The sequence below is a fragment of the Agrobacterium tumefaciens str. B6 genome, from assembly GCF_001541315.1.
Lineage (GTDB): Bacteria > Pseudomonadota > Alphaproteobacteria > Rhizobiales > Rhizobiaceae > Agrobacterium > Agrobacterium radiobacter.
Map to the genome: position 1 here is coordinate 389368 of NZ_LMVK01000012.1, position 23868 is coordinate 413235.

Annotated in this window: 27 protein-coding genes, 2 tRNA genes and 1 pseudogene; 10 read left to right on the top strand and 20 right to left on the bottom strand. The window is 58.6% G+C overall.

Going from position 1 to position 23868, the window contains the following annotated elements; translation table 11 throughout:
- Window positions 1–81: 81 nt before the first annotated feature.
- The 3 genes from ASB65_RS12040 (at window position 82) to ASB65_RS12050 (ending at window position 1601) form a co-directional block, all read left to right on the top strand.
- Entirely contained in the window at window positions 82–351 is a 270-nt protein-coding gene (locus ASB65_RS12040; protein WP_003502285.1) for a DUF982 domain-containing protein, read from the top strand.
- Window positions 352–486: 135 nt separating this feature from the next.
- Window positions 487–1044 (top strand): methylated-DNA--[protein]-cysteine S-methyltransferase, encoded by a 558-nt coding sequence (locus ASB65_RS12045; RefSeq protein ID WP_003502287.1) that lies wholly within the window; start codon window positions 487–489, stop codon window positions 1042–1044.
- A 113-nt stretch (window positions 1045–1157) separates the two neighbouring features.
- Window positions 1158–1601 carry a TIGR02594 family protein gene (locus ASB65_RS12050; RefSeq protein ID WP_080868411.1) on the top strand — a complete coding sequence of 148 codons (444 nt, stop codon included), beginning with the start codon at window positions 1158–1160 and terminating at the stop codon, window positions 1599–1601.
- A 58-nt stretch (window positions 1602–1659) separates the two neighbouring features.
- On the opposite strand, the gene ASB65_RS12055 is transcribed toward ASB65_RS12050, so the two are convergent.
- Window positions 1660–1899: a hypothetical protein gene (locus ASB65_RS12055; protein ID WP_003502291.1), complete on the bottom strand. Its 240-nt coding sequence runs from the start codon at window positions 1897–1899 to the stop codon at window positions 1660–1662.
- Window positions 1900–2069: 170 nt separating this feature from the next.
- On the opposite strand from ASB65_RS12055, the gene ASB65_RS12060 reads away from it, so the two are divergent.
- Entirely contained in the window at window positions 2070–2474 is a 405-nt protein-coding gene (locus ASB65_RS12060) for a DUF2934 domain-containing protein (protein WP_060724081.1), read from the top strand.
- A gap of 101 nt (window positions 2475–2575) precedes the next feature.
- Here ASB65_RS12060 and ASB65_RS12065 read toward each other — a convergent pair.
- Window positions 2576–2650 (bottom strand) — tRNA-Asn (locus ASB65_RS12065).
- A gap of 176 nt (window positions 2651–2826) precedes the next feature.
- Between ASB65_RS12065 and ASB65_RS12070 the strand changes: the two genes are divergently transcribed.
- Complete coding sequence (locus ASB65_RS12070; protein WP_060724082.1) at window positions 2827–3105, top strand: hypothetical protein; 279 nt, start codon at window positions 2827–2829, stop codon at window positions 3103–3105.
- A gap of 3 nt (window positions 3106–3108) precedes the next feature.
- On the opposite strand, the gene ASB65_RS12075 is transcribed toward ASB65_RS12070, so the two are convergent.
- A complete protein-coding gene (locus ASB65_RS12075; RefSeq protein WP_020012290.1) occupies window positions 3109–3753 on the bottom strand; it encodes an exopolysaccharide biosynthesis protein in 645 nt (214 codons plus the stop codon).
- A 512-nt stretch (window positions 3754–4265) separates the two neighbouring features.
- Here ASB65_RS12075 and ASB65_RS12080 point away from each other — a divergent pair.
- Entirely contained in the window at window positions 4266–4853 is a 588-nt protein-coding gene (locus tag ASB65_RS12080) for a YqaA family protein (RefSeq protein ID WP_060724083.1), read from the top strand.
- 138 nt (window positions 4854–4991) lie between these two features.
- Entirely contained in the window at window positions 4992–5546 is a 555-nt protein-coding gene (locus ASB65_RS12085; protein ID WP_003502298.1) for a dual specificity protein phosphatase family protein, read from the top strand.
- Between the two features lie 221 nt (window positions 5547–5767).
- Here ASB65_RS12085 and ASB65_RS12090 read toward each other — a convergent pair whose 3' ends face one another.
- The 3 genes from ASB65_RS12090 to ASB65_RS12100 form a co-directional block, all read right to left on the bottom strand.
- Complete coding sequence (locus ASB65_RS12090) at window positions 5768–5971, bottom strand: hypothetical protein (protein ID WP_020012293.1); 204 nt, start codon at window positions 5969–5971, stop codon at window positions 5768–5770.
- 225 nt (window positions 5972–6196) lie between these two features.
- Window positions 6197–6457, bottom strand: a complete 261-nt coding sequence (locus tag ASB65_RS12095) for a hypothetical protein (RefSeq protein ID WP_003502300.1) — start codon at window positions 6455–6457, stop codon at window positions 6197–6199.
- A 139-nt stretch (window positions 6458–6596) separates the two neighbouring features.
- A tRNA-Pro gene (locus tag ASB65_RS12100) sits at window positions 6597–6673 on the bottom strand.
- Between the two features lie 229 nt (window positions 6674–6902).
- On the opposite strand from ASB65_RS12100, the gene ASB65_RS12105 reads away from it, so the two are divergent.
- On the top strand, window positions 6903–7439 hold the full coding sequence (locus ASB65_RS12105) for a DUF1269 domain-containing protein (protein ID WP_003502301.1): 537 nt from the start codon (window positions 6903–6905) through the stop codon (window positions 7437–7439).
- Between the two features lie 71 nt (window positions 7440–7510).
- On the opposite strand, the gene ASB65_RS12110 is transcribed toward ASB65_RS12105, so the two are convergent.
- The 6 genes from ASB65_RS12110 to uppC form a co-directional block, all read right to left on the bottom strand.
- Window positions 7511–8155, bottom strand: coding sequence for a hypothetical protein (locus ASB65_RS12110; protein ID WP_060724084.1), 645 nt, complete (start codon window positions 8153–8155; stop codon window positions 7511–7513).
- Between the two features lie 210 nt (window positions 8156–8365).
- A complete protein-coding gene (locus ASB65_RS29210) occupies window positions 8366–8425 on the bottom strand; it encodes a hypothetical protein (protein WP_153315055.1) in 60 nt (19 codons plus the stop codon).
- Between the two features lie 130 nt (window positions 8426–8555).
- Entirely contained in the window at window positions 8556–9797 is a 1242-nt protein-coding gene (gene uppF, locus ASB65_RS12115; protein WP_003502303.1) for a polysaccharide biosynthesis O-antigen ligase family protein UppF, read from the bottom strand.
- A complete protein-coding gene (gene uppE, locus ASB65_RS12120) occupies window positions 9794–11347 on the bottom strand; it encodes a polysaccharide biosynthesis glycosyltransferase UppE (RefSeq protein ID WP_060724198.1) in 1554 nt (517 codons plus the stop codon). The genes uppF and uppE overlap by 4 nt, the downstream gene beginning before the upstream one ends.
- 221 nt (window positions 11348–11568) lie before the next feature.
- Window positions 11569–12711 (bottom strand): polysaccharide biosynthesis type 4 glycosyltransferase UppD, encoded by a 1143-nt coding sequence (gene uppD / locus ASB65_RS12125; protein WP_060724085.1) that lies wholly within the window; start codon window positions 12709–12711, stop codon window positions 11569–11571.
- A 16-nt stretch (window positions 12712–12727) separates the two neighbouring features.
- The gene (uppC, locus tag ASB65_RS12130; protein ID WP_060724086.1) at window positions 12728–13300 is read right to left on the bottom strand and encodes a polysaccharide export protein UppC; all 573 of its coding nucleotides are present in this window, start codon (window positions 13298–13300) and stop codon (window positions 12728–12730) included.
- A 210-nt stretch (window positions 13301–13510) separates the two neighbouring features.
- Between uppC and uppB the strand changes: the two are divergent.
- Window positions 13511–15777, top strand: a pseudogene (uppB, locus tag ASB65_RS12135) (polysaccharide biosynthesis protein UppB).
- Between the two features lie 7 nt (window positions 15778–15784).
- On the opposite strand, the gene uppA reads toward uppB, so the two are convergent.
- Together uppA and ASB65_RS12145 are read right to left on the bottom strand one after the other, a co-directional pair.
- Window positions 15785–17011, bottom strand: a complete 1227-nt coding sequence (gene uppA, locus ASB65_RS12140; protein ID WP_060724087.1) for a polysaccharide biosynthesis GNAT family N-acetyltransferase UppA — start codon at window positions 17009–17011, stop codon at window positions 15785–15787.
- Window positions 17012–17108: 97 nt separating this feature from the next.
- Window positions 17109–17321, bottom strand: a complete 213-nt coding sequence (locus ASB65_RS12145) for a DUF2842 domain-containing protein (RefSeq protein WP_003502315.1) — start codon at window positions 17319–17321, stop codon at window positions 17109–17111.
- Window positions 17322–17463: 142 nt separating this feature from the next.
- On the opposite strand from ASB65_RS12145, the gene ASB65_RS12150 reads away from it, so the two are divergent.
- Window positions 17464–18567 (top strand): COX15/CtaA family protein, encoded by a 1104-nt coding sequence (locus ASB65_RS12150; RefSeq protein ID WP_035212501.1) that lies wholly within the window; start codon window positions 17464–17466, stop codon window positions 18565–18567.
- 106 nt (window positions 18568–18673) lie between these two features.
- Here ASB65_RS12150 and ASB65_RS12155 read toward each other — a convergent pair whose 3' ends face one another.
- The 6 genes from ASB65_RS12155 to ASB65_RS12180 form a co-directional block, all read right to left on the bottom strand.
- On the bottom strand, window positions 18674–19519 hold the full coding sequence (locus ASB65_RS12155; RefSeq protein WP_060724088.1) for an aminoglycoside phosphotransferase family protein: 846 nt from the start codon (window positions 19517–19519) through the stop codon (window positions 18674–18676).
- A 7-nt stretch (window positions 19520–19526) separates the two neighbouring features.
- Window positions 19527–20459: an N-acetyl-gamma-glutamyl-phosphate reductase gene (argC, locus tag ASB65_RS12160; protein WP_003502330.1), complete on the bottom strand. Its 933-nt coding sequence runs from the start codon at window positions 20457–20459 to the stop codon at window positions 19527–19529.
- Window positions 20460–20529: 70 nt separating this feature from the next.
- On the bottom strand, window positions 20530–21483 hold the full coding sequence (speB, locus tag ASB65_RS12165) for an agmatinase (protein ID WP_003502332.1): 954 nt from the start codon (window positions 21481–21483) through the stop codon (window positions 20530–20532).
- Window positions 21484–21612: 129 nt separating this feature from the next.
- Window positions 21613–22080 carry a 30S ribosomal protein S9 gene (gene rpsI, locus ASB65_RS12170; protein WP_003496509.1) on the bottom strand — a complete coding sequence of 156 codons (468 nt, stop codon included), beginning with the start codon at window positions 22078–22080 and terminating at the stop codon, window positions 21613–21615.
- A 2-nt stretch (window positions 22081–22082) separates the two neighbouring features.
- Window positions 22083–22547: a 50S ribosomal protein L13 gene (gene rplM / locus ASB65_RS12175; RefSeq protein WP_003502335.1), complete on the bottom strand. Its 465-nt coding sequence runs from the start codon at window positions 22545–22547 to the stop codon at window positions 22083–22085.
- Window positions 22548–22799: 252 nt separating this feature from the next.
- Window positions 22800–23636 (bottom strand): EamA family transporter, encoded by an 837-nt coding sequence (locus ASB65_RS12180; RefSeq protein ID WP_060724089.1) that lies wholly within the window; start codon window positions 23634–23636, stop codon window positions 22800–22802.
- Window positions 23637–23868 lie beyond the last annotated feature (232 nt).

The window sequence follows — 23868 nt, forward strand, 5'->3', positions numbered from 1 at the left end:
GCCCTTGAAACCGCTGATGAAGGGAACCAACTGGAGGGGCCGGCGTTTGTCGCGGGTTAATAGAGCATGGAAGTGCAATCAATGTTGCTGAACGACGTTAAGTGGGAAAAGCCCGTTACCATCTCCCTTGAAAACGGTGCTCCCCGGATTTTCAATGGCGTTTACGAAGCCTTCGATTTTCTTCAGCACGAATGGCCCGAACGTGGCGACAAGGCGCATGAACAGGCGCTGCGTCTGTGCCGCGCCTCGCTGATGGGCGATGTGGCGGGAGAAATCGCCCGCACGGCTTTCGTTGCCGCCAGCCGGCAGGCGCAATGCCTTGTCGAAGAGCAGGGCAAAATCGCATCCTGAGCGGATTTTCAGGACTGACGTGTAAAAGGCCACCCGCCAAAAACGGGTGGCCTTGTTTGTTGAGAGGCAGGAAACGGGTTGTTTCGAATGCGGGATATGGCATCGTGCATGCGAAAAGGCGAATGAGTGACGGCAATGAGCAACAACTACGGCTATATTGTTTTTCCGACGGCCCTCGGCCATTGCGGCCTTGCTTGGGCGGGGCGCGGTATCGCGCGTCTGCAATTGCCCAGCCCTGACGCCGGTGAGACCGAAAAACTTCTCCAGAAGCGCCTGCCATCCGCCTGCATTGCCGTTCCGGAAACACGCACGCGTGAGGTGATTGCAATGATCACCCGTTATTTCGGCGGCGAGCAGATCGATTTTACGACCGTAGAACTCGACCTCGCCGGACAGGAGCGATTTTTCCTCGATGTTTACGCCGTTGCGCGGCAGATCGGCTGGGGCGACACCACGACCTATGGCGGCATCGTAAAGACGCTTGGCCTCGGCATGGAAAAGGCCCGCGATGTCGGTCAGGCCATGGCGAAAAATCCGGTACCGCTGATCATTCCCTGCCACCGGGTTCTCGCTGCCGGCGGCAGGCTTGGAGGCTTCTCCGCACCGGGCGGAACCACCACCAAATTGCGCATGCTAGATCTCGAAAATGCCGGCCGCAGCCGCGCCGATGAGGCGCAGGGCAGCCTGTTCTGAAGCAATGACAGATCAGCGCACATGAATAGGTGTCTGATTTCTGCCCATTTCTCGTCAAATTGTCGCTAAATTGTCACAATACACGGGCGCCCTCTAACATAAGGGCGAGACGTTTGAGAGTATCCGCGTTAATTCTATCCGTTGCCTTGTCTTTTACAGTCGTTGCATCGGCCTCGGCTGGCATGCTGAACCAGGCGGAAAAATACACCGGGCTGCACGAGTCCAAGAACAACAAGAGCCTCAAGAGTATTCTTGGCGCAAATCCCCGCAGCACCCCATGGTGCGGCCTTTTCCTGCATGCTGTCGCCAGCAAGGCCGGCCGGCAGTCTCCCAAATCCTATGGATTTGCGAAGTCCTGGACATCCTTCGGTTATGCCGTTCCGGTGGGCCAGGCCAAGCCGGGCGATGTCGTTGTCATTCGCAACGGCCGCGGTTATCACGCCGGCATTTTGAAAAGCATGAGCGGCAAGACCGCCCAGATCCTCGGCGGCAATCAGTCCGGCCGGGTGCAGGTGTCGAACTTCAATCGCAAGGCCATCGTGTCGGTCCGTCGATAAAATCTCCAGACATTGCTTTGATAAAGGCGGGCTTTGACCCGCCTTTTCCATTTTCGGCCTATGGCTGCTCTCTGGTGCCCGGCGCCGCCTCGCGCTGATCGTCGTCCTCAAGGTCCGTAGCGACGATGAAGGCATCCTCATGCTGCCTTGCCGCCTGCCGGCGGGCACGCAGGCTCATGCTCTCGTCCGGGTAAATCTCGCCATCCTTTGCTTTCAGCTCGCTGTCGGTTTCGAAACGCGCGACATCCTCGTCGCGAATATCAAGCGGTTCGGTTTTCGGCTTTTGCGGGGTGTTCATGAAATGGTCTCCTGCGGGTTTCTGCAGGGCAAACGATCCGCGGTCGACAACGGTTCCCTTTCACGCGGAAATGCTCACCCGCGACGAAACCGCGCGGAACAAACTCTGGCTTTTTTTGTTTTTTCAGTGGCACAATCAAAACCGGTGCAACACGAAGAGGGAGGTCCGTTATGAGCCATGACCGCGAAGCCGCAATCCGTGAAAAAGCGCGCGCAATATGGGAGAGGGAAGGAAGACCCGACGGGCATCATGAAAGACACTGGATTGAGGCAGAACGGGAACTTTCCGCAGATGCGGAAGCGGCAAAGTCCAAAAGCGGGAATGGCGTGAAGAAGCCAGGTGCCGCGAAGGCGTCAGCGGAGAAGGGACCTGCGAAGAAGACGCCAGCGAAAAAGGCAGCCTCGGCAAAGGCCAAATCCCCGGCGGTAAAATCGCTTGAGAAGGAGCAGAAATCTGCGGTCAGGAACAAGGACGACGATTTGACCGAGAGCCTTGAGGAGAGTTTTCCGGCAAGTGATCCGCCGGCACTGACCAACGCCACAAGGGCGACGAAACGGGCGATCAAGAAGACCTGACCGTTTGACGGCTGAATAACCAGGAATTCAGGAAAATCCCCGATCCAAATCGAGCGAATTGCAGCGGCACTTCGCTCTTCAAAACATGTTTTTGAGAGAGATGGCTCCCCGGGCCGGATTCGAACCGGCGACCTGTCGATTAACAGTCGAATGCTCTACCGCTGAGCTACCAGGGAACGTGCACCGCTTGGCGCGGTGTGAGCGGGGTAATACAAATGCTTTTCCGATTTGCCAAGCGGTTTTTTCAAAAAAAACGCATTCCTCTTGTTTTATCCCTCCAGAGTCCCGATTTTCCGGGCTTATCGACGGTGAAAAAATTATCCACAGGCCAGATGAAAAAGGGCAGGATGGAATGAAATTCGGTATCGACCACAGAACGCATCGTCTCCATGTCGGAAAATGGAGCCTTGCCATGCCGCGTTCGCGCGTCGGCAGGATCGCGACGGGCTCGGCTCTGGTGGTGGGCGGAACGCTGGGTTTCCTGCCCGTCCTTGGTTTCTGGATGATTCCGCTTGGTCTCATCGTGCTTTCCCACGATCTGCCCGTGGTTCGCCGCCAGCGGCGCCGGCGGGCGGTCTGGGGGGCGTCGCGGCAGAACGGCCGCGACAGCCGTAATGGCGGCCGGCGATAGGTCTTAAGCGCCGATGGAGCTGCTGATGCCCTGGCCGGCCCAGAAAGCCGCATAGGCGAGCGCTGCGAAATAAATCGTTGTCAGACCCAGGAAAAGATAGCCGCCGAGCACGGTGACGCCATCCCGCTGAATCATCCCGGCCGAAAAAAGCAGGATCGCGACGCCCGGAAGGGTGTTGGAGAAGGGAATGAAGCCGAGCGGCATCATCAGCAATACGCCCGCCGTCATCAGCGCAAGCCCGTTTATCCGGTTGGCGATGATGCCCGTCGTCAGCGCGGGAATGCGCGGACGGATGAAACCATCGAGCTTGGAGACAATGGCGACGCCTTTTTGAAGGGCGGGAACAAGCTTTGCCGTTTCCATCTGCCGGTCAAGAATTTTTGCCGGCAACCATGGCAGGCGATTGAGGGTGATTGCCAGACTGACAAGGATGATCGCTGCGCCAAAGACCGTGCTGACGCCGGGAATGGAAACCGGAATGAGAAAGGGTAGAGAGGCGATCGCGCAGATGAGCAACAGGCCCTGTTCGCCGATTGCTTCCATCAACTCGCGCAACGTGATCGTCTGACCCTGCAGCTTTCCTATTAGCTTCTCAAGCGTCGTGCTGAGCTTTTCAGACGTATCAGTGAATGCGAATTCGTTCGTCATACGGCTTCCCGGGAGTTGTTTTAACTCCGGGCTTGATAACATTCATCCGGCCCAATGCCTATCGTTGATAGAAACGGAGCCTTTCACATTTGGTCGAGTGGTTCCGTCCTGCTCAGTGCGAAACCCAGCTGCTGTAAGCCCCTGCAAGAAGAACCACCAGCAGAATGACAAGTATGACCGGATTGATCGATGTAACGAAGCTTACATATTCCATGATAACTTCCTCCTCTTCCGTCCACCTTCATTCTACAGCAAAAAGGCGAGCTCATCTACCACAGGGTGAAATTTTGCATCGCAGCAACCGGCTCTCGGTATGGGCGGGAAACGCTCGTTATTATGATTTTTTGCGATGCAAAAATAAATTTTCCAACATTTGCCATTCTCTTGCGTTGTCTCTAATTCTCACTCGGGGTCCGGTCTCTCCGGGCCATCGGCAAACCACATGAACCACCGCTGACCTGCCTTGGCTCCTGCCCGTCTTCACTCCGCAACACTCTTCCCGGGGACATGAAATGCTGAAAAACATCTATGCCTGGACGATGACGCTCGCTGCGCGCAAAACCGCTGTATGGTGGCTGGCGATCGTGGCTTTCGTGGAAAGCTCCGTCTTCGTCGTGCCTGCGGATGTGCTTTTCCTGCCCATGGTACTGGCCAAGCCGAAAAAGGCGATGTTTTATGCACTCGTTGCAACCGTCGCCTCGGTTCTCGGCGGCATCGCCGGCTGGTTCCTCGGTCATTATGCCTTTGAGAGCCTTGCCCGGCCCATTCTCGAATTTTACGGCAAGCTCGACAGCTTCGAGCATCTGAAGAACTCGGTGGATTACGAGACAATCGTTCTGCTGCTGGTGACATCGGGGCTCGCGCATCTGCCGCCGATCAAGGTCGTCACAATTCTCTCCGGTGCTGCCAATATCAGCCTCGGCCTCTTCATTCTTTCGGCTGTCGTCACGCGCGGTGCGCGTTTTTTCATCCTGGCCGGGTTGCTGCAGAAATACGGTGAACCGGTACGCCATTTCATCGAGAAACGTCTTGGCGCCATCACCGCGGCGGCGGCGGCCGCACTCATTGCGGTCTATGCGGTCTACGTTTTTGTGCGTTGATCAAGCGCAAATTTTCTACTCTTACAATACTGTCGCAGAACTTTCAGCTTACTGTCAGAATCCACCTGTATCGGTTCTCTCGTCGAATGAGGGAACCGTTTTATTATGCGAAGATTCTGGAAGTGCTCCTTTTGGGGCATGGGTATTGCTGTGCTTGCCACAGGCGGTTATCTCTACGCCATTCAGCTCCTCGGCAATTTTCACGAGGTGGTCGCGGGGCAGCTTTATCGCTCCAACCAGCCGAGCAATGAGCAGCTCGTCCGCTATACCAAGGACCATGGTATCAGGACGGTCATCAATCTGCGCGGTGCGAATGAAGCCAAGGCCTGGTACAGGGATGAGGTCGAGACCTCCCGCGAGCTCGGATTGAATCACATCGATTTCGGCATGTCGGCCAGCCAGGAGCTTGACATGAACAGGGTCAACGAGCTGGTCGCGATCATGCGCGATGCGCCGAAACCCATTCTCATTCATTGCAAGGCCGGTGCGGACAGGACAGGTCTTGCCACCGCTCTCTATCTCAGTCGCGTCGCACGGCTTGATGAGGAACAGGCGGAAAGCCAGCTTTCCTTCCGCTTCGGCCATATCGGCATTCCCTATCTGTCGCAAACCTACGCCATGGACCGGACGTGGGAAAACGCGGAAAAGATGCCTGTCATCGACGATTTCGCGATCGCGTCCAACGAATATTGAACATGGCCTGGGGCAGGCGGTGTAGGCAACAGATGCCGGCACCGCCCTTCGTCGCGAGACACCCTGCTGGCTACCGCCCACCCAGCGGGCTACCACGCAGCCTTAAACTCATCCCTCCGCCCCGGCAGCCGACATGGCGAGGGATTTTTGTCTAAGGCTCAATCGACTATCTGGCTTGCCGGCATGCGTCATCGCACCCAAAGACGGTGGCGGAGACGATTCTAATCCCGCCTCGCGTCGGGCTTCCACCCGCGCGTATATCCATTTCCCATGATGGCGACCGCAAGGGAAAGCTGTTCCTGCAAATGCTCGATTTCGCCGAGAAGCGCTTCGACAGCCGCCTTCGCATCGCCGTCATGACACTGGATGACATATCCCGCTATGTCGTCGGGCCGTGTAGGGGTGATTTTTTCAGCGTCGGGCATAGTGGATGACCTCTCTTTTGTTCACTAAATGTTCTAATTTTAGCGGAGAGTCAACAAGGCAATGCACGCTGTCCTTCTACGGCTAGCGGCTTTACACCTGAGCTTATATTGTCGGGAATTTAACCGGAGAACGCTCTCGATCAAAAATGGGGATCGAGAAGACAACGGTCGGAGCACGGGATTCTGGCCCAAAACCCCTACGGCTTGGTGCCGCAGAATCAAACGTTAATGAACTGACGGATCGTCGCCATCAAGGAAGCTGCGAATCCCATCTTTCTCACAAGTGGCCAGGAATTCTTCCCAGGCGTCTTTATCGGTGGCGAAAGGTTCGTCCCAGGTGGTGACATCGTCGTGCTCGCTGATAACCTCGAGCGTCCAATCCTGCTGGGTACCAGCGGGCCGGTAGATATCAACAAGGACGGTGATGCCCTCGTCTTCAAACTCGCCCGAGAATTCTGAGTGTTCTATTTTCGGTTTTTTTGCCATCTCAGCACACTTCGTTCTCAAGGCTTGGATAAATGCACACCCGAACAGGGTCTTTTAAACTCGCGCATAGCGCTCATTACTAGAGAGCTAAAACAAATATAGCCAGCTCTGGGGGAACTGGCTATCTATCTGATTTTAATGGTCGGAGCGGCGGGATTCGAACCCACGACCCCTTGACCCCCAGTCAAGTGCGCTACCGGGCTGCGCTACGCTCCGAACCTGAAAGCCGTTTATATATAAGCCTGTTAGGGTGCAAGCGGAAAATGGTCTTTTCATAAAAAAAGGAACAAAGGGTGTGGACGGCAGGAAAGGGCCGGGGCAGGGTGATGCTTCCCGGCATGGGCGACCGTCAAACGCGTGACACATCCTCTTTCCATCATTGCCGGAACAAGCTGCGTTCTTCGGCGTTCAATCGCAGCGGAATTGAAACTCAGGGAGACGAACTATGTCCGAACTCGTCGTTGTTGGTTTTGACGGAACGGAAGTGGCCGACAGGGTGCTTCTGAAGCTTGCAGGCCTGAAAAAGGAATATCTGGTTGATCTGGAAGATGCCGTGGTCGTCGTTCGCGATGAAGACGGCAAGGTGCATCTGAAGCAGAGCGTCAATCTGACGGCAATCGGCGCAAGCTCCGGTTTCCTGTCTGGCGGTCTGTGGGGCGGCCTTGTCGGCCTGCTGTTCCTCAATCCGCTGGCGGGATTTGCCATCGGCGGCGCGATTGGTGCCGGCACGGGCGCCCTTGCGGGTTCGCTGACGGATTTCGGTATCGACGATGATTTCATCAAATCACTCGGCGAGACCATTCCCAATGGTTCTTCGGCGCTATTCGTGCTGATCCGCAAGGTGCAGCCGGAAAAGGTGCTGGCAGAATTCGAAGGCCTGCGCGGGCGGGTCATCAAGACCTCGCTGTCGCCGGCGCAGGAAGCGCAGCTGCAAAAGGCGCTCTCTGGTGGAACCGAACCGGCCACCGCGCCTGCCGTCTGAGCAGACGAAAAAGCGACGCTGCGGCATGTTCCATGTCGCAGCGATCCGTTCAGTCCTCGGGAAATCTGGCTTTATACGGTCAGGGTGCCGTTTTTCGCCTGTGGCCAGGTGAGATAATAATAACGGCTGCCGACGCTGCCGAAAAACGCGTTGTCGCCGGAAACAGTGTCGACATAGGCGCCGGTCTCGCTTCTGGCATAAGCCGAGCCGTCGCGTTTGAGATGGTCTTTCAGAAAGTCGCTCCATCCCGTCGTGGTGATCTCCGTCGTCGGCTTGGAGGTGGTTTTTGTATCGGAGGCCACGTCCCACGCCTTGATTTGTGCGCCTTCGGCGGGATCGGAGACCGTCAGCGTGCCTGTTGTCAAAGCCTCCAGCATGGCCTTGGCCTGCGAAGCCTTGTCGAGGTCCCTGGTCAGTTCTTCCAGCATCTCCTTCAGCTCCTTCATGAAATCGGCCTTGCTAATATCGCCGGAAGAAAGCTGCGTATCGGTATCGTCGGTCTGCGTGTCTTCGCTCGAGGTCTGGGCATATTGCGCCAGAAGCTGGGTGAGGCGCGTATTGGTGGAAGAAGATGAGGTGTCGAGCCCGTAGGAATCGAGGAGAGCCGCCCGCGTCGAGGAGGATGTGGCAGGGGAATTGTCTTCCTGCTCCTTGATGGCCTTGAGGGCGAGCCTGGTGGCGGTGAGGCGGGTGGACAGGTCGATGGAGGAGACCATTGCGCTAGCTGTTTCCTTGATCGGGCGATACGCATCATTCGTACCGAACCGGCGCAGCGGGCATCGATCCCGCCTTTCGTCCTCTCTCATAAGAAGACCGGGTACATCCCGGCCGTGTTCGGCCTAGGATGCACCCGGTCTTAATGGCCGGACTTTGCGCGACGCTTGCGGATCAATTCTCCTGAACGGAAACGCCGTTCGGGCCGATATTCATCTCGATCCCCTTCGGCTTGCTTTCCTCGTGCCAGACATAAGCCCCAAGGCCAACAAGGACCACCAGGAGTGCGCCGATGATGAGATAGAGATTATTGGTCTGCGTCATAAGATGTCTCCCCGTTTGACAGTCAGAATCGGGGGTTAAACGCATGAAATGGCGTAAGGTTCCGTAAGGTGAAGCGTTTTAGGCGGCCCGCGCGCGGCGGCGCAGGCTTTCGCGCTTCTCAAGCGCCATGCATCCCCACAATATGCCCAGCAGCAGGAAGAAATGCCGCCAGTGGTCGGTATCAATGACGGCGCCGATCATTACGTGTCCGACGAAGGTCACCCAGGAAATGATCAGGAACGGCTGCCACGGGCGTGGCCGCAGCAGATGCCTGAAACCTGCGGCAATGGTCCAGCAGATCAGGACCAGATAGATGACGAAACCGAACCAACCATGCGTGGTCAGGCTCTTCAGCCAGATATTATGTTCGGCGGCGGGGAAGATATTGTCGAACACCATGGGGCCGATGCCGAGCGGGTGTTCCATGGCGAGCAGGAAGCCGAGATAGTGGCGTGCAAAACGCCCGAGATGGCCGCCATCATAAGATTGCACCGCCGAAGCGCGGCTGGAGAACAGATCCGCGACCTGCTTGAACTGCAGCGCGATGATGACCGCCGCAACCATCAGCCCGGCGGCGACGAGAAACAGCACGAGGATTTTCAGACGAAACGCAGCCGTCCGTTCCTTCAGCAACATGACGAAGACGAGGAGAATGGTGGCGAACAGAAACAGGCCCCAGGCCGCGCGCGAGAACGACAGGAACACGCCAAGCGACAGGATGAGCAGCCCGACGATCCGCCAGGGCGCATGCATCGCCTTGCCGGTGAGAAGGCCGTAGATCAGGTAAAGCGAGGGTGTCACCAGAAAGGGACCGAAGACGTTCGGGTCCTGAAAGGCGCCTTTTGCGCGGTCGTAAAGAGTGAAGACCTCAAAACCCGGAATGGCGTGGAAATATCCGATGATGCCGAGCAGCGCTGTGATCAGCGCTGCCGTAAGCCAGGCCCGGAAAATCAAAAGCAGCCGCTGGTACTTGTCCTCCACGATCGCCGCATAAAAAACCGAGGTCAGCGCCAGGAAGGTCGAGACGGCGAGATAGAGCGGTCCCTCATCCAGATCGGCCATGGTGGTGAGCGAAAGATAACCGCCGACATTAAAGGCAAGCAGCAGGCACAGAAGCAGGACGACGGTGCGCGAAAGGCGAAGGCCAAGCAGGAACCACACGGCCACCTGTCCCACCATCATCAATTCATAAGGGGCCGGTTCGGAGATGACGAAGCCGGAAAGGAACACGCCGAAGGCGATGAAGAACGATCCGATGAGCCGCATGGTGGCCAACGGTGCGTCGAAATTCGCCGCGTGCTGGTAACCGGTGTGGGTCAATAGGCGTTTTCCGATTTGAGCAGCCGTATCGGCGTGAGGAACAGGATCTTCAGATCGAGGAACAGTGACCAGTTCTCGATGTAATAGAGATCATATTCGGTGCGGAACTTGATCTTGTCGCCGTGGTCGATCTCGCCGCGCCAGCCGTTGATCTGCGCCCAGCCGGTAACGCCGGGCTTCACCTTGTGGCGCGCGAAATAATGCTCCACCACCTCGGTATATTTCAGATCGCCCGTCTGGGCATGAACGGCGTGCGGGCGCGGCCCAACGAGCGAAAGATCGCCATAGAGAACGTTGAAGAGCTGCGGCAGCTCGTCCATCGAGGATTTGCGCAGGAAGCGGCCGACCGGTGTGACGCGGGGATCGTTCTTCGTCACGGCCTTTTTGGCGGTCGGGTCGCTGAGTTCCGTATACATGGAACGGAACTTCCAGACGTTGATTGTTTCGTTGTTGAAGCCGTGGCGCTTCTGCTTGAAGAGAACAGGGCCTTTCGAGGTCGTTTTCACCGCAATTCCCGCCCCCAGCATAACCGGCCACAAAATGGCGATACCGATGAGGCTGAAAGTAATGTCGAACACCCGTTTCGCCACCGAATCCCAGTCACGGATCGGCTTGTCGAACACATCGAGCATCGGCACCCTGCCCACATGGGAATAGGCGCGGGGACGGAAACGCAATTTATTGGCATGCGCCGCGATGCGGATATCGACCGGCAGTATCCAGAGCTTGTGCAGGAGCTGGAGAATGCGCGCCTCGGCACTGAGCGGCAGGGCGATGATCAGCATGTCGAGCTTCGTCAGACGGGCAAACTCCACCAGTTCAGCAAAGGTGCCAAGTTTGGGATAACCGGCGACAACTTCGGGAGAGCGGGCGCTTTTCCGGTCGTCAAAGATACCGCAGATGCGGATATCGTTATCGGATTGCTGCTCCAGCGAGCGGATAAGGTCCTTAGCGGTATCGCCACCGCCGACGATGACGGCGCGGCGCTCCATGACGCCGTTGCGGCCCCAGTGGCGAATGGCAAAGCCGAGGATCAGTCGATCTGCGAAGATCGCGATCGCACCCGTTGCGTACCAGATGCCGAAAGCCTGCCAGGAGTGCAGCGCATCGGGAAAGAAGAGGAGAAGGAAACAGGCAATTCCCACGAAGGAGAGACAGACAGCGCCCTGAATGCGGGCGAACATCTTTAGTGGCGTGCGCAGCGTCGGAAGCTGATAACAATCACCCGCCTGCAGAAGAAAGACGCAGAGCGCCGCCCCCAGCACGCCACCGCCGAACACCGCCAGAAATGTTTCGAGACCGCGATCGGCTGCGATGCCGTTGACGATGGCGGCGATGACCACGAGCATCGTGAATTCGAGAAGCCGCAATTGCCCGATCACCATATTGGGCGAATGATTGCCGGCGCGAAGCTGGTTGGCGATCTGCCGAGCAAGCGGATTGAGAACGACGGGTTCGGATGCGGAGGATTCTCCGGTTTGACGCTCGGAGATTTTCTTGCGCAATGACGCCAGATCGAATTGCAGTCTGTCCTTGTCAGTCTTGGTCATTGCTTTGGTCCGCACCCCCCAGCGCATCGACCTGAAAACCGCACAGATTTTCAACCGGAACGATACGCAACCTCAAAGTGGTAGAGCGCCCTTTGTGCATCCGGGTGGATGGCCGCGCTCTACGAGCAGAAAACTAGCCGAAACATGCTAAGAAACGTTTATGATCAGTTTCTACAGGACGGCTGGAATATACAATTAAAAATCGTGTTTTTAAAATAACTTTAGCTCGTCAGCAGGTCGCGATAGAGCTTCATCATCTCATCGGCCATAACAGGGGTTGAAAATTTCGCCTTGAAGCTGTCGGGGTGCGGCATGACCCGCTGCGCCCAATCGGCATCCTCTGCATCCTTGACCATGATGCGCGCCAGCGCATCGGCATCGCCGGCCGGGACGAGCGCCTCGCTGTCTTCTCCGAGGATTTCGGGAATGCCGCCGACATGCGAGGCAATGACCGTCTTTCCCGCCGCAAGCGCTTCCAGCACGATATAGGGCATGGCTTCGGCGCGCGAAGGCACCACCACCGTCGTTGCCAGTTCGAAAGCCTGTCTGGCGGGCATGGCCGCATGCATGGAAATCCGCCGGGAAAGCCCGGCCTTGTCGATCATCGCGGCATATTTGTCCCTGTCCGGTCCATCGCCGACGATCACGCCGGACAGGGGCTGGCCGAGGCTGCGTTCCATTTTCGCGAATGCCCTGATGAAGACATCCGGTCCTTTGAGATCACGGAGCATGCCGATGTAGAGGAAACGGGCCGTATCATCGCGGGCGGGGACGGTTTCGAACTCGCTTTCCTGCACGCCGTTATAAATCATCGCGGTGTGGGTGCGCGGCTTGCCGACCTTGGCTTCGTAAGTCGTCTGCTCGAAATTGCAGACGAAACAGAGCGCATCGGTGAAATGCTCCTGAAACCGCTCCAGCCGCAGGAAGAGCTGCCCCTTCAGGCTGTTTCTGGCATAATGCAGGCTGCCGCCATGCGGGGAATAGAGGCGGGCTACGCGATACCTGTTCGCCCGCAGGAGTGAGCCGATCAGCCGGGCAAGAGCGCCACCCTTGGCGCTGTGCCCGTGCAGAATGTCCGGCCGCAAACTTTTGATGTGCTTGTAGGATTTCCACAGCGCCATGAGGTCGCCGGGGCTGATGGACCGCCGGATGGGCAGGCGGGTGAGGCCAAGCTCCAGCATCGGCGTGATCTGTGCGAAAAGCCGTTCCTCATGCGCACCGCCGGTGGAACTGTCGCAGACGATGCCGACCTTGTGGCCCTGTTTGACATGTTCCTCGATAAGGTCGCGCACATGGCGGAAAACGCCGCCCACCGGGGAGCGGAAGCAGTGAATGATGCGCAGGGGAGGGCCGTCATCCGACACGTTCGCCGCTCCGTTTTCAGAAGAAGCGTTCGCGTACATAGACGGTGTCACCCGCCAGAATGGGGGCGGTAATCCCGATCCGGCCGGTCATCACCTCGGCATTGATCTTGCGGGTGATGTCGACATCGGCCTGGTTGGCGCGCGGGGTGAAGCCGCCGGCAATGGCGATGGCGTTCTGTACCGTCATACCAGGCACATAGGAATATTGGCCGGGACGGCCAACTTCGCCCATGATGAAGACCGGACGATAACGGTCGATCTCGATCGTCACATCGGGATCGCGCAGATAGCCCTGGCGCAGCTTGGCGGCAATGGCCGCTTCGAGCTGCGGCAGCGTCTTGCCGCGGGCAGGAACTTGGCCGACGAGCGGGAAGGCGACATAGCCGGCCTGATCGACCGTATAGGTATTGGTCAGCCCGGCCTGCTCGAACACGTTGATGCGCAGCCTGTCGCCGCTATCGACATGATAGGGTTGCAGGGCAGCCTCATTGAAGGACCTCGGCGCGGGTTGATATGCCGCGCAGCCGAAAAGGGCCGTCAGAACGGCAAGCGTCAGTGCGGTGACATGTCGTGATCCGGCGAGCGGCATCTGATCTGGCTCCGAGTCGATCTTTGATCATTCTTATCGTTCTGTTAGGGTTAATGTGCGGTAAACAACCCGGGCGAGCGATGGTAATATCAGCTTTATTTCGTCGGATTCTCCGAGATTAACTGTTGTGTTACCGGCAAGACTTAAGCTTCGCGAAAATTGGCCATCTATATTTGAGCGCCCGAGGTTTGTCTCGGTTACGGAGCCTGCATGAACGGCGATCGCATTGACGACAGGGATGTGGATATCGATCTTGCGCAGCTTGTCGCAGCCATATGGCAGCGCAAGGGACGGATCGCGGCGATCACGCTTCTGGCCGGAGGCTCCGCCTTCGTGATATCAAGCATGATGTCGTCCGCCTACAAGGGCGAGGCGCGCGTGCTCATCGAATCCCGCACCGCCTCCTTCGGCGCTTCGCAGCAGTCCAATGCGCCCGCCGAGCCCGTGCTCGATGAATTGACCGTTTCCAGCCAGGTGCAGATACTGCAGTCGGTCGATCTCATCAAGCAGGTCGCCAAAGACATGAAGCTCTATGAGCTGGATGAGTTCGATCCCGAAGCCCATCCTTCGCTCATTTCGCAGCTGCTGGTCGCCGTCGGCGTCAAGAAGGACCCGCTTCAGGTGCTGCCTGAAGAACGGGTGCTAGAGGCGTTCCGGGAGAAGCTGCAGGTCTATCAGGTCGAAAGCTCGCGCGTCATCACCGTCGAGTTCTCCTCGCAGGACCCCAAGCTTGCCGCCGCCATCCCCAATGAGATGATGAAGGCCTATATCGCCCTGCAGAGCGGCGCGAAACTGGATACAAGCACGGAAGCGGCGCGCTGGCTGGAACCGGAAATCGCCAATCTGCGCGAAAAGGTGCGCGACGCCGACAGGAAGGTCGCAGATTACCGCGCTTCGTCCGATCTTCTCTCGGCGGGGCAGGGCGAACCCCTCGCCACCCGCCAGCTCAGCGATATCTCCGCCGAACTTGGCCGTATCCGCGGAGAGCGCGCCAATGCGGAGGCGCGGGCGGAAGGCGTGCGCAACGCGCTTGCTACCGGCCGTCCGCTTGATACTTTCCCCGATGTCGTCGGTTCCCCGACGATCCAGAGGCTGAAGGAAAACGAAACCACGATCCGCAGCCAGATTTCCGATCTCTCGTCTTCAATGCTGGAAGGCCATCCGCGCATCCGGGCGCTGCGCAACCAGCTCGACGGCATACAGCGGCAGATTCAGGAGGAAACCCGCAAGGTGCTGGCAAGTCTCGAAAACGAGGCCAATGTTTCGCGTCTGCGGGAACGGCAGCTGATCCAGCAACTGAACATGCTGAAATCGGAAAGCGTGCGTGCGGGTGAACAGCAGGTCGGCCTCAACGATCTGGAGCGGGAAGCTTCGGCGCAAAGGCAGCTTTTGGAAACCTATCTTGCCCGTTACCGGGAAGCGACGTCGCGCGCCGGCTCGGTGGATTCCACGCCGGCCGATGCGCGTGTCATCTCGACGGCGGTGGAGCCGCGCGAACCCTATTTCCCGAAGACCGGCGCCATTACCATCGTCGTTACGCTGGCGGCCTTTCTGCTGTCCTGCATCGTGGTTATGCTGGTGGAGCTTTTCACCGGCCGGGCCTTGAAGCCGATGGGCCGGAAGCAGGTTCCGCCGCTCTCCGATCCGCCTTCCCCTACACGTGCTCCAGCCGATCAGGACAAGGCAACGGATGTGCCGGAACAGCCTGTTGCCGTGCATCATGAGACCATACCGTCTGCTGCGCGGGCCATGCCGGTTGCGGCATACCAGTCCGCTGCCGAAGAGGAGAAACGGCACCTGGCGGCTGTAGCCGCTGCCGCCACGCGGCCCCGCCGGTGGAAGCTGTCGCGGCTGCGAAGGAAGAGGCAGTGGAAGAGGACGTTGACACTTCTGACGATTTCTCGATCGATGCTGTCGCAGGTTTCCTGGCCAGCCGTCTTGCCAAACCGGTTGCCGCCATTGTGTCTCCGGCTGGTGATAGCGGTTCGACAACGACCGTCATGCTGGCGCGCGCTTTGTCCGAGATGGGCCGTTCGGTCGTTCTCGTTGACATGACGGCGTCTGCCTGTCCGACGCGGCTGATGGCGCCGGAAGTCGGGCTTCCCGGTGTCATGGACCTTCTGGCGGGTGCGGCCGCCTTCGGTGAAACCATTCACAGTGACCGCCTGTCCGACGCCCATATCGTGCCGCGCGGCAATGCGCAGCCGCGCGAGGCCATGCGCGCGATAGATCGCCTGACGATGATCCTCGGCGCGCTCTCCGACGCCTATGATACGGTTCTCGTCGAATGCGGCGCGGTACAGATTTCGAGCCTTGGGAAAATGCTGCGCAACCTGCCGGCGGAAATCATCGTCTCGGTTCCCGGCAAGGATAGCGAACTTCTGGAAAAGACGCTCGGTGAACTGGTTGCCCAAGGCTATGAACAGGCATTGCCGATGACCGGTATGCGCAAGCCGGACCGGCTGAGCGCGGCGTGATCTGCGCTCAGTCGGCAGCGGTGTCCGTCTTCGGCCGTCCGGCACGAAAACGCTGAATCAACGCATAAAGCGCCGGATTGGATTTGATCAGGCTCTTGGTCCGGGCAATGGCGACATAGACCGAGGCTGCTGCGCGACCCTTCAATGTCACCGGCAGGAATATATCGTGCTGCACGGTGAAAAGCGGGCACCAGCTGCGCTTATAGAGCTGGTCGCCGACGCCGAAATCGAAGATCGCCGCCTTCTCGCGACACGCCCTTTCGATCATCAGCCAGAACAGCAATTCGCCGGGGCTGAGTTCCGAAACGGACTCATCGATTGAGCCGAACTGGCAGATGATGTGATCCTGCTTGCGCGAAAGGCCGGCTATCGCGGCAATGACGCCCTCGTTTTCCCCATGCAGGCGAATGGCATGCAGTTCCAGCAGGCTGCCTGTGCCCGTCTCGGGAAAATTGGCGAGATCGTAGAAGAAATCCTTCACCGATTGATTGCGAAAGACATCCGGAATGCCCTGCGAGGCGAAACGGGCGGCCTTCTGGCGGAAAAACGCCTGCAACAATTCGCATCTTTCCTGTGGCGAACGCGCGATCACATGGCTGTAACCGCCCATTTCCTCGGCCCTTCGGCTCTGGATGCGGAATTTCTTCCGTCGCCTCTTGGCATTGACCTGCCGAAGCGTGGCCTCGAAGCTCTCGAGCAGGGGAAGCTGGAAGGCCGGATTCTGGTTTTCGACGGAAGCAAGATGCGAGAGGGGATTGGTCCTGCCGCGCCACGTCAGCGGTATGTTCTGCAAAGCCAGGATATCGGCCCGACCATGCAGCAGCTTCCGCGCCTCGCGGGCAATTGCCGCCGCGATTTCCTGTCCGGCCTGTTCGGCAAAGGCGGGGTCGAAAAGCCCCGTATTGATATTGTTGAAACGGCCGCCGGGAAAACGTGCCTTGCGGATGCCGCCTTCCAGCACGATTTCGAGCGGAAGCAGGAAGATCGTCTTGCCGCCCTGCCGGCCGCGAAGTGTCAGGAGCGCGCTGTCCTGCGTTTGCGCCCAGATGGAGCACCAGCCAAAACCCTGATGCAGCGAATTGAGCGGGTCGCCTTCCAGCTGCTCCCAGTCGGAGCGGATGGTTGCGGCGTCATCGACGAGATCGATCAACAGACGATCAGCACTCCGCCGCTCGTTTTGCACGGCGGTCGGCGCTTGCTTGTCGCTGATAAAGACCGGCTCCTCAGCCGCCATCCACTCTCTCCGGTTGTTTCGGTCGGACTATATCGTTCAGCGGCAAACAATCGGTTTATAATATTGCGACCTGTGGATGTTATACAACGGCTGGCGCTCAGCCCTGTTTTTTAGGTCCGGCCATCCATTTGATGATCAGCATCGCCGGCAAAATCCACAAAATTCCGGTGAACACGAAATAAGCGAGATGCACCCACCAGGGCGATTGCGCCAGGGTCGCCGATGCAATGGCCGTCGCCACCACGGCGTAAACGACGACGAGGCAGATGATGACGACGGTGCCGATGAGCGATCTGAGGCGAGGGTGCATGAAATCTTCCGTGATTGAACAGCTGGCGCGACTATACCGCCGCGACCGCATGCCGCAAACCCTGAGGCCTTGTTTTGTGGTGCCGGTTGGGGCTAATCAACATGACTGTATGAGGGAGACCTGAAAGATGCGTTCGAGCGGCATGACGATGGCAAATGGTTCTGCGGAAATGGTGGTGGAGGCTGCCCTGCAGAAACAGGAGAAGGATCGCCGCCTGCTGCGCATCTGGCTGCGCGTCGTGCTTTTCACGCTCGTCTGTCTGGTCCTCGTCGGCGGCGCCACGCGGCTTACCGAATCCGGCCTGTCGATTACCGAATGGAAGCCGATCCATGGCGCCATCCCGCCGCTTTCCGTTGCTGAATGGGAAGAAGAGTTCCAGCTCTACAAGCGCATTCCCCAATATCAGGAAATCAACAAGGGCATGTCGCTTGACGAGTTCAAGACGATTTTCTGGTGGGAATGGGCGCATCGCCTGCTTGCCCGCACCATCGGCATCATCTTCGCACTGCCGCTCGCCTTCTTCTGGCTGACCGGCCGCATCGAAAAGCGTCTGCGCCTGCCGCTGGTCGGCCTTCTGGCGCTTGGCGGCTTTCAGGGCTTCATCGGCTGGTGGATGGTATCGTCAGGCCTCGTCAACCGCACGGATGTCTCGCAATATCGCCTTGCCACGCATCTGACCATCGCCTGCCTCATCTTCGCGGGCTGCATGTGGATATTGCGCGGCCTGTCGCATCATTCGCCCGACGCCGCCGACGAAAAGACGGGCAGGGGCTTTGCTGCGTTGCTGACGGTGCTCTGTCTGTTCCAGATCTATCTCGGCGCATTGGTTGCGGGGCTGAATGCCGGCCTTTCCTATAATACCTGGCCGCTGATGGACGGCTCGCTGGTGCCGGGCGATCTCTTCCTGCAGCAGCCCTGGTGGATCAACCTCTTCGAAAACCCCAAGACGGTGCAGTTCATCCACCGTCTTGGCGCCTATACGCTGTTTGCCGCCACGCTGTGGCATATGGTGTCGATGGCCCGTGCCCTGCCGAATACGCCACACGCCCGCCGCGCCGTACTGTTCTTCGTGCTGGTTTCCATTCAGGCGGCGCTCGGCATCACCACGCTTTTGATGCATGTGGATATTCATGTTGCGCTTGCCCATCAGGGCATGGCGCTGATCGTGCTTGGTTTTTCCGTCGCCCACTGGCGCGGGTTCATCGGCGAATATCCTGCGCCGGTTTCGGTCGAAATCAGGGACTAGAGTCTGTCGGGTTCATTCTCAACCTGGCAGACTCTGGATTCTTTTGTTTTGTTTGTCTTTTCGGGAAAACCGGGTTCCACTTTTCCCTGACAAACTCTGAGCCTGCTCAGAACTGTTTCAGGACGGCCTTGATGGTTGCCGCGACGGCGAGTTCGTTGTCGCGCTCTTCCGCATTCTCGTCCTCCTCGTGCCACGTGGCCGAAAGGCAGCCATAGGTAAAGGCATATTGCAGCAACAGCCGTTCATCCCGTTGCAGGGTCTTCGCGAAAATCGCCGCCATGGAGGCGATGCGCGCCTCGCTACGAGTGAGGTCGAAACGGTCCAGCGGATTGGAGAACATGTTGGCGACGTCGAATGCCGCATCGCCGATCAGGCCTGACGGGTCGATGATGATCCAGCCGCGTTCGCTGCGCATGATGTTCTCATGGTGCAGATCGCCGTGCAGCGGCTTGATATCCCGCTGCTTGCCGATCAGTTCCTGCGCAAGCGTGGCCGCCTCGATATAGGGGCTTTCCACGCCGTCAGTGCGGCCCTGTTCGGCCTTGCGGAACAGGCTTTCGAAATAGAGCGGCAGCGTCAGCAGGCTTGAGGGCGGCGTCTGCTGCGATGGCTGATGATATTCCAGCAGAACGTTAGCGGCGATTTCCGTGGTGGCATCGTCGTCACCGTCGCGGAACAGCACGTCGCGCAGCGTCTCGGTTCCGGCATGCTCCATCAGCAGAATGTCGTCCGAGCGGTCGAGCAGCTCCACGCAGCCGACACCTGCGCGCCATGCGATGAAATCCGCACCGCGAAGGCTGTCTTTCAGCACTTTCTTTTTCAGGACCTTGGCAACGGCAAGGGAACCGTCCTTGCGCGTCAGTTCGTAAACGATGCCGGCTGGTGTATCGGCGATGCGTTTTGCGGCCTCGATATTCCACGAGGCCGGAAAAGATGGCGTGGTGCTGTTCATGCAAGTCTCATGCGGAAAGCATCAGTTCCATGTTCTGGACGGCCGCGCCAGACGCACCCTTTCCGAGATTGTCGAGCAGCGCGACGAGATTGATATGCTCGCCGCCCGGCGTGCCGAAAACGAAGAGCTTCATCGTGTCCTTGCCCGCCAGTTCTTCGGCGTCAATGCGCGCGAGGCCCTTGCTTTCGGCCAGCGGCACGACGCTGACGATGTCCTGTCCCGCGTAGTGGGCGCTCAGCGCCGCATGGATCGTTTCGATGGTCGCGCCTTCCTTCAGGTCAGCGGCAAACAGCGGCACCTGCACGATCATGCCCTGCGGGAAACGACCGACGGAGGGCGAAAACAGCGGTGCACGGTCGAGCTGACCGTGAATGGTCATCTCCGGCACATGCTTGTGCTTGAGCGTCAGGCCATAAAGGAAATTATTGGCGCTGATTGAGTCATCGCGGCTCTGGTCTTCCATCTGTGCGATCATCTGCTTGCCGCCGCCGGTGTAGCCGGAAACCGCATTGACGCTGACCGGATAACCGTCCGGCAGGAGGCCTGCGGCGCGCAGCGGGCGCAGAAGGGCGATCGCGCCGGTCGGGTAGCAGCCCGGATTGGCGACGAGGCGGGCGGAACGAACCTTTTCGCCCTGTTCCTTATCCATTTCAGCAAAGCCATAAGCCCAGTCCTGATGGACGCGATAGGCGGTCGAGGTATCGATGATACGGACATTATTGTTGCCGGCCACCATGGAGACGGCTTCTTTCGAGGCATCGTCGGGCAGGCAGAGGATCGAAATGTCGGCGTTGTTGAGCATGTCCTCGCGCATCGCCGCATTGCGGCGCTCGGCTTCGGGTATGGACAGCAGCTCGATATCGCGGCGACCGGCAAGGCGCGTGCGGATCTGCAGACCCGTGGTGCCGTGTTCGCCATCGATGAAGATCTTCGCTGTCATGTCCTTGTCCTGACTTTTCAAAGGGTTGCGAGGGTATTCGGAATCAGTTCGGTAAGCGCCGTTTTCTTTGTCAGCCGGCCTTCGCCAGCCGTTCGGCACGCAGGCCAAGCATATACATTGCAACGGTGGCTCCGGCAATGGCGGTAATATCAGCATGGTCGTAAGCGGGGGCGACTTCCACGACATCGGAACCGCGAATATCCAGCTGGCCAAGCCCGCGCAGAACGGAGAGAATTTTCGCACTGGTCGGCCCGCCGGCGACAGGCGTGCCGGTTCCCGGCGCAAAGGCTGGATCGAGGCAATCGATATCGAAGGTCAGATAGGTGGGCATGCCGGCCGTGTGCTTGACGATCAGCGAGGCGATATCGCTCGCCCGCATTTCCTCCACCTCGTAACCATGGAGAATGCGAATGCCAAAATCGTCAGGCGCATGGGTGCGGATGCCGATCTGGATCGAACGGTCGGGATCGATCAGGCCATCGCGCACGGCGCGCGCCACGAAGGAGCCGTGGTCGATGCGCTTGCCGTCATCGAACCAGGTGTCCTGGTGCGCATCGAACTGCACCAGCGCCAGCGGCCCATGCTTGGCGACATGCGCCTTCAGAAGCGGCCAGGTAATGAAATGATCGCCGCCGAGCGTCAGCAGATAATCCGTCTTGGAGATGATCCGGCGCGCTTCCTTTTCGATCGTATCAGGCGTTTTCCAGTGGTTGCCATAGTCGAGCAGACAGTCGCCGTAATCGATGGTGGGCATATGAGCGAAGAGATCGCGCGCGAAGGGATATTGCGGGTCGTTGTCGAAAATCGCCGAAGCCCGGCGGATCGCCTGCGGCCCGAAGCGCGCGCCCGGCCGGTTGGAGGTTGCTGCATCGAAGGGAATGCCCCAGATGGCAGTCGATACGCCCTTGAGGTTCTTTGTATATTTGCGCCGCATGAAGGAGAGCGCACCCGCGTGGGTCGGGTCGGTGGCGGCAGATGTCAGCGTCGTGGCGGAAAAGGCATGGTCGATTGTTTTGGCCGGCATATGTCACCCCATCGCGTTTTGCGCTGAAGGTGCTGTCTTCGCGCCGAAAAAACAAGGGAGCAGACATGAAAAAAGGCGGAGCCGAAGCCCCGCCTTTCGAAGTTCTGAGCGAACCGTTCCGAGAAGCGATTAGCGCTTGGAGAACTGGAACGAACGGCGGGCCTTGGCCTTACCGTACTTCTTACGCTCGACAACGCGGCTGTCGCGGGTCAGGAAGCCACCCTTCTTCAGAACGGAGCGCAGGCCCGGTTCGAAGTAGGTGAGCGCCTTGGAAACACCGTGACGTACGGCGCCGGCCTGGCCGGAAAGACCGCCGCCTGCAACCGTTGCAATGATGTCGAACTGACCGGAGCGGGCAGCTGCGACCAGCGGCTGCTGGAGGATCATCTGCAGAACCGGACGTGCGAAATACGTGGTGAAATCGCGGCCGTTGATGATGATCTTGCCAGAACCGGCCTTCACCCATACGCGGGCTACGGCGTTCTTGCGCTTGCCGGTCGCGTAGGAGCGGCCGAGGGTATCAACCTTGCGGACGTGCACGGGAGCCGAAGCTTCCGATGCCGGGGCGAGGTCTTTCAGAGAGGAAAGATCGGCCATTATCAGGCGCTCCTTACGTTCTTCTTGTTAAGCGCGGCCACGTCGAGAACGGTGGGCTGCTGTGCTTCGTGCGGATGGTTCGAGCCGGCGTAAACGCGCAGGTTCTTCATCTGGCGACGGCCGAGCGGGCCGCGCGGGATCATGCGCTCGATGGCCTTTTCAACGACGCGCTCCGGGAAGCGGCCTTCGATGATCTGGCGAGCCGTACGCTCCTTGATGCCACCCGGGTGACCGGTGTGCCAGTAGTACTTCTTGTCGGAGTACTTGTTGCCGGTGAAGGCAACCTTTTCAGCGTTGATAACGATGACGTTGTCGCCATCATCAACGTGGGGGGTGTAGGTAGCCTTGTGCTTGCCGCGCAGGCGGGTTGCAACGATGGTGGCGAGGCGACCAACAACGAGGCCTTCGGCGTCGATGATGACCCACTTCTTCTCCACCTCAGCGGGCTTCTGAACGAAAGTAGACATAGATTTCACTTTCTAACGTGGACCCGTCATCCTCTTCATGAAAGAGCATACGGGCGTTTCTTGTTGCTTGGTTTGGTTGCCATCAAGGACAACCGCAAATGACCCTATTCCGGCTGGAATCCGATCTGGCGCGCTTATACGGTGCGCGAGCGAAAGCGTCAATATGACGGATTTTGGAGGTCGTAAAAATAATATAGTAAAAACAATGACTTGATAATGGGGTATTATTTTACCTCACCAAACAAACCCGTTTTACCCCAGTCGCATCACCAGAACGCCCGCTGCAATGATGCCTCCGGCAAGATAACGCCAGATGCTGGCGCGTTCTTTGAGGATCACCACGGAGATTACCAACGCGAAGAGAATGGAGGTTTCCCGCAGCGCCGCGACGACGGCGACGGGCGCCTTGGTCATGGCGTAAAGCGCAAGTCCGTAGGACAGAATGGAGCCGCCGCCGCCGATCAGGCCGCGCCACCAGTTGCGTCGGACATGCTGGACGACAGGGCCGACGCCGCGCTGGAAAAAGGCAAAACCGAAAAGCAGCACCGGCGGCAAAAGCGACATCCAGAGCGTATAGGAGATGGCGTTGCCGGAAAGTCTTGCGCCGACGCCGTCGACGAAGGTGTAGGACGCGATCACGAAGGCGTTGAGCAGCGCGACTAGAATAGCCTTTCCGCCGCCACGCCTTGCCTCGAATACGAGTGTCAGGATGCCGCCGGAGATGATCGCGATCCCGGCAAGGGCCAGCGGGCTCAAAACCTCGCTCAGGAACAGGCTGCTCGTCGCCGCGACGATCAAGGGAGCCACACCGCGCATGACGGGATAAACAAGGCCGATATCGCCGATCGTATAGGCGGCGGCGACAAGGCGGAAATAGGCGAATTGTAGAACGGCCGAAGCGATCAGGAAGGGAATGGCGACCGGTGCGGGGAAGGGCAGGAAAGGCAGAAACGGCAGTGAACAGGCCGCAGCTCCCGCCGCAATCAGTGAGGCGTCCAGTGATTTGTCGGATCCGGATTTGACCAGCGCATTCCATCCGGCATGCAGCATCGCGCCCAGGAGCACCAGAAGAAGAATGTCAAATGTCACAATAGAGACTCGCTCGCGGGCTACTTTGGGCAACCTACAGCATCGGCCTGAAAACCGGAATCGATTTTCGGTGAGGGCGACACGCCCCTGCGAATTGTTCGAGTGAGCGTTTTGCGCCGGTGGAACCACCCACAAACGACATGTGACTGCGGCTGATATTGCAACACGCGTAAAACTCTTGCTTTGTGCATGTCAGGCGCGCGCGGAATGATTTTGCTCCGGCGCGATATGG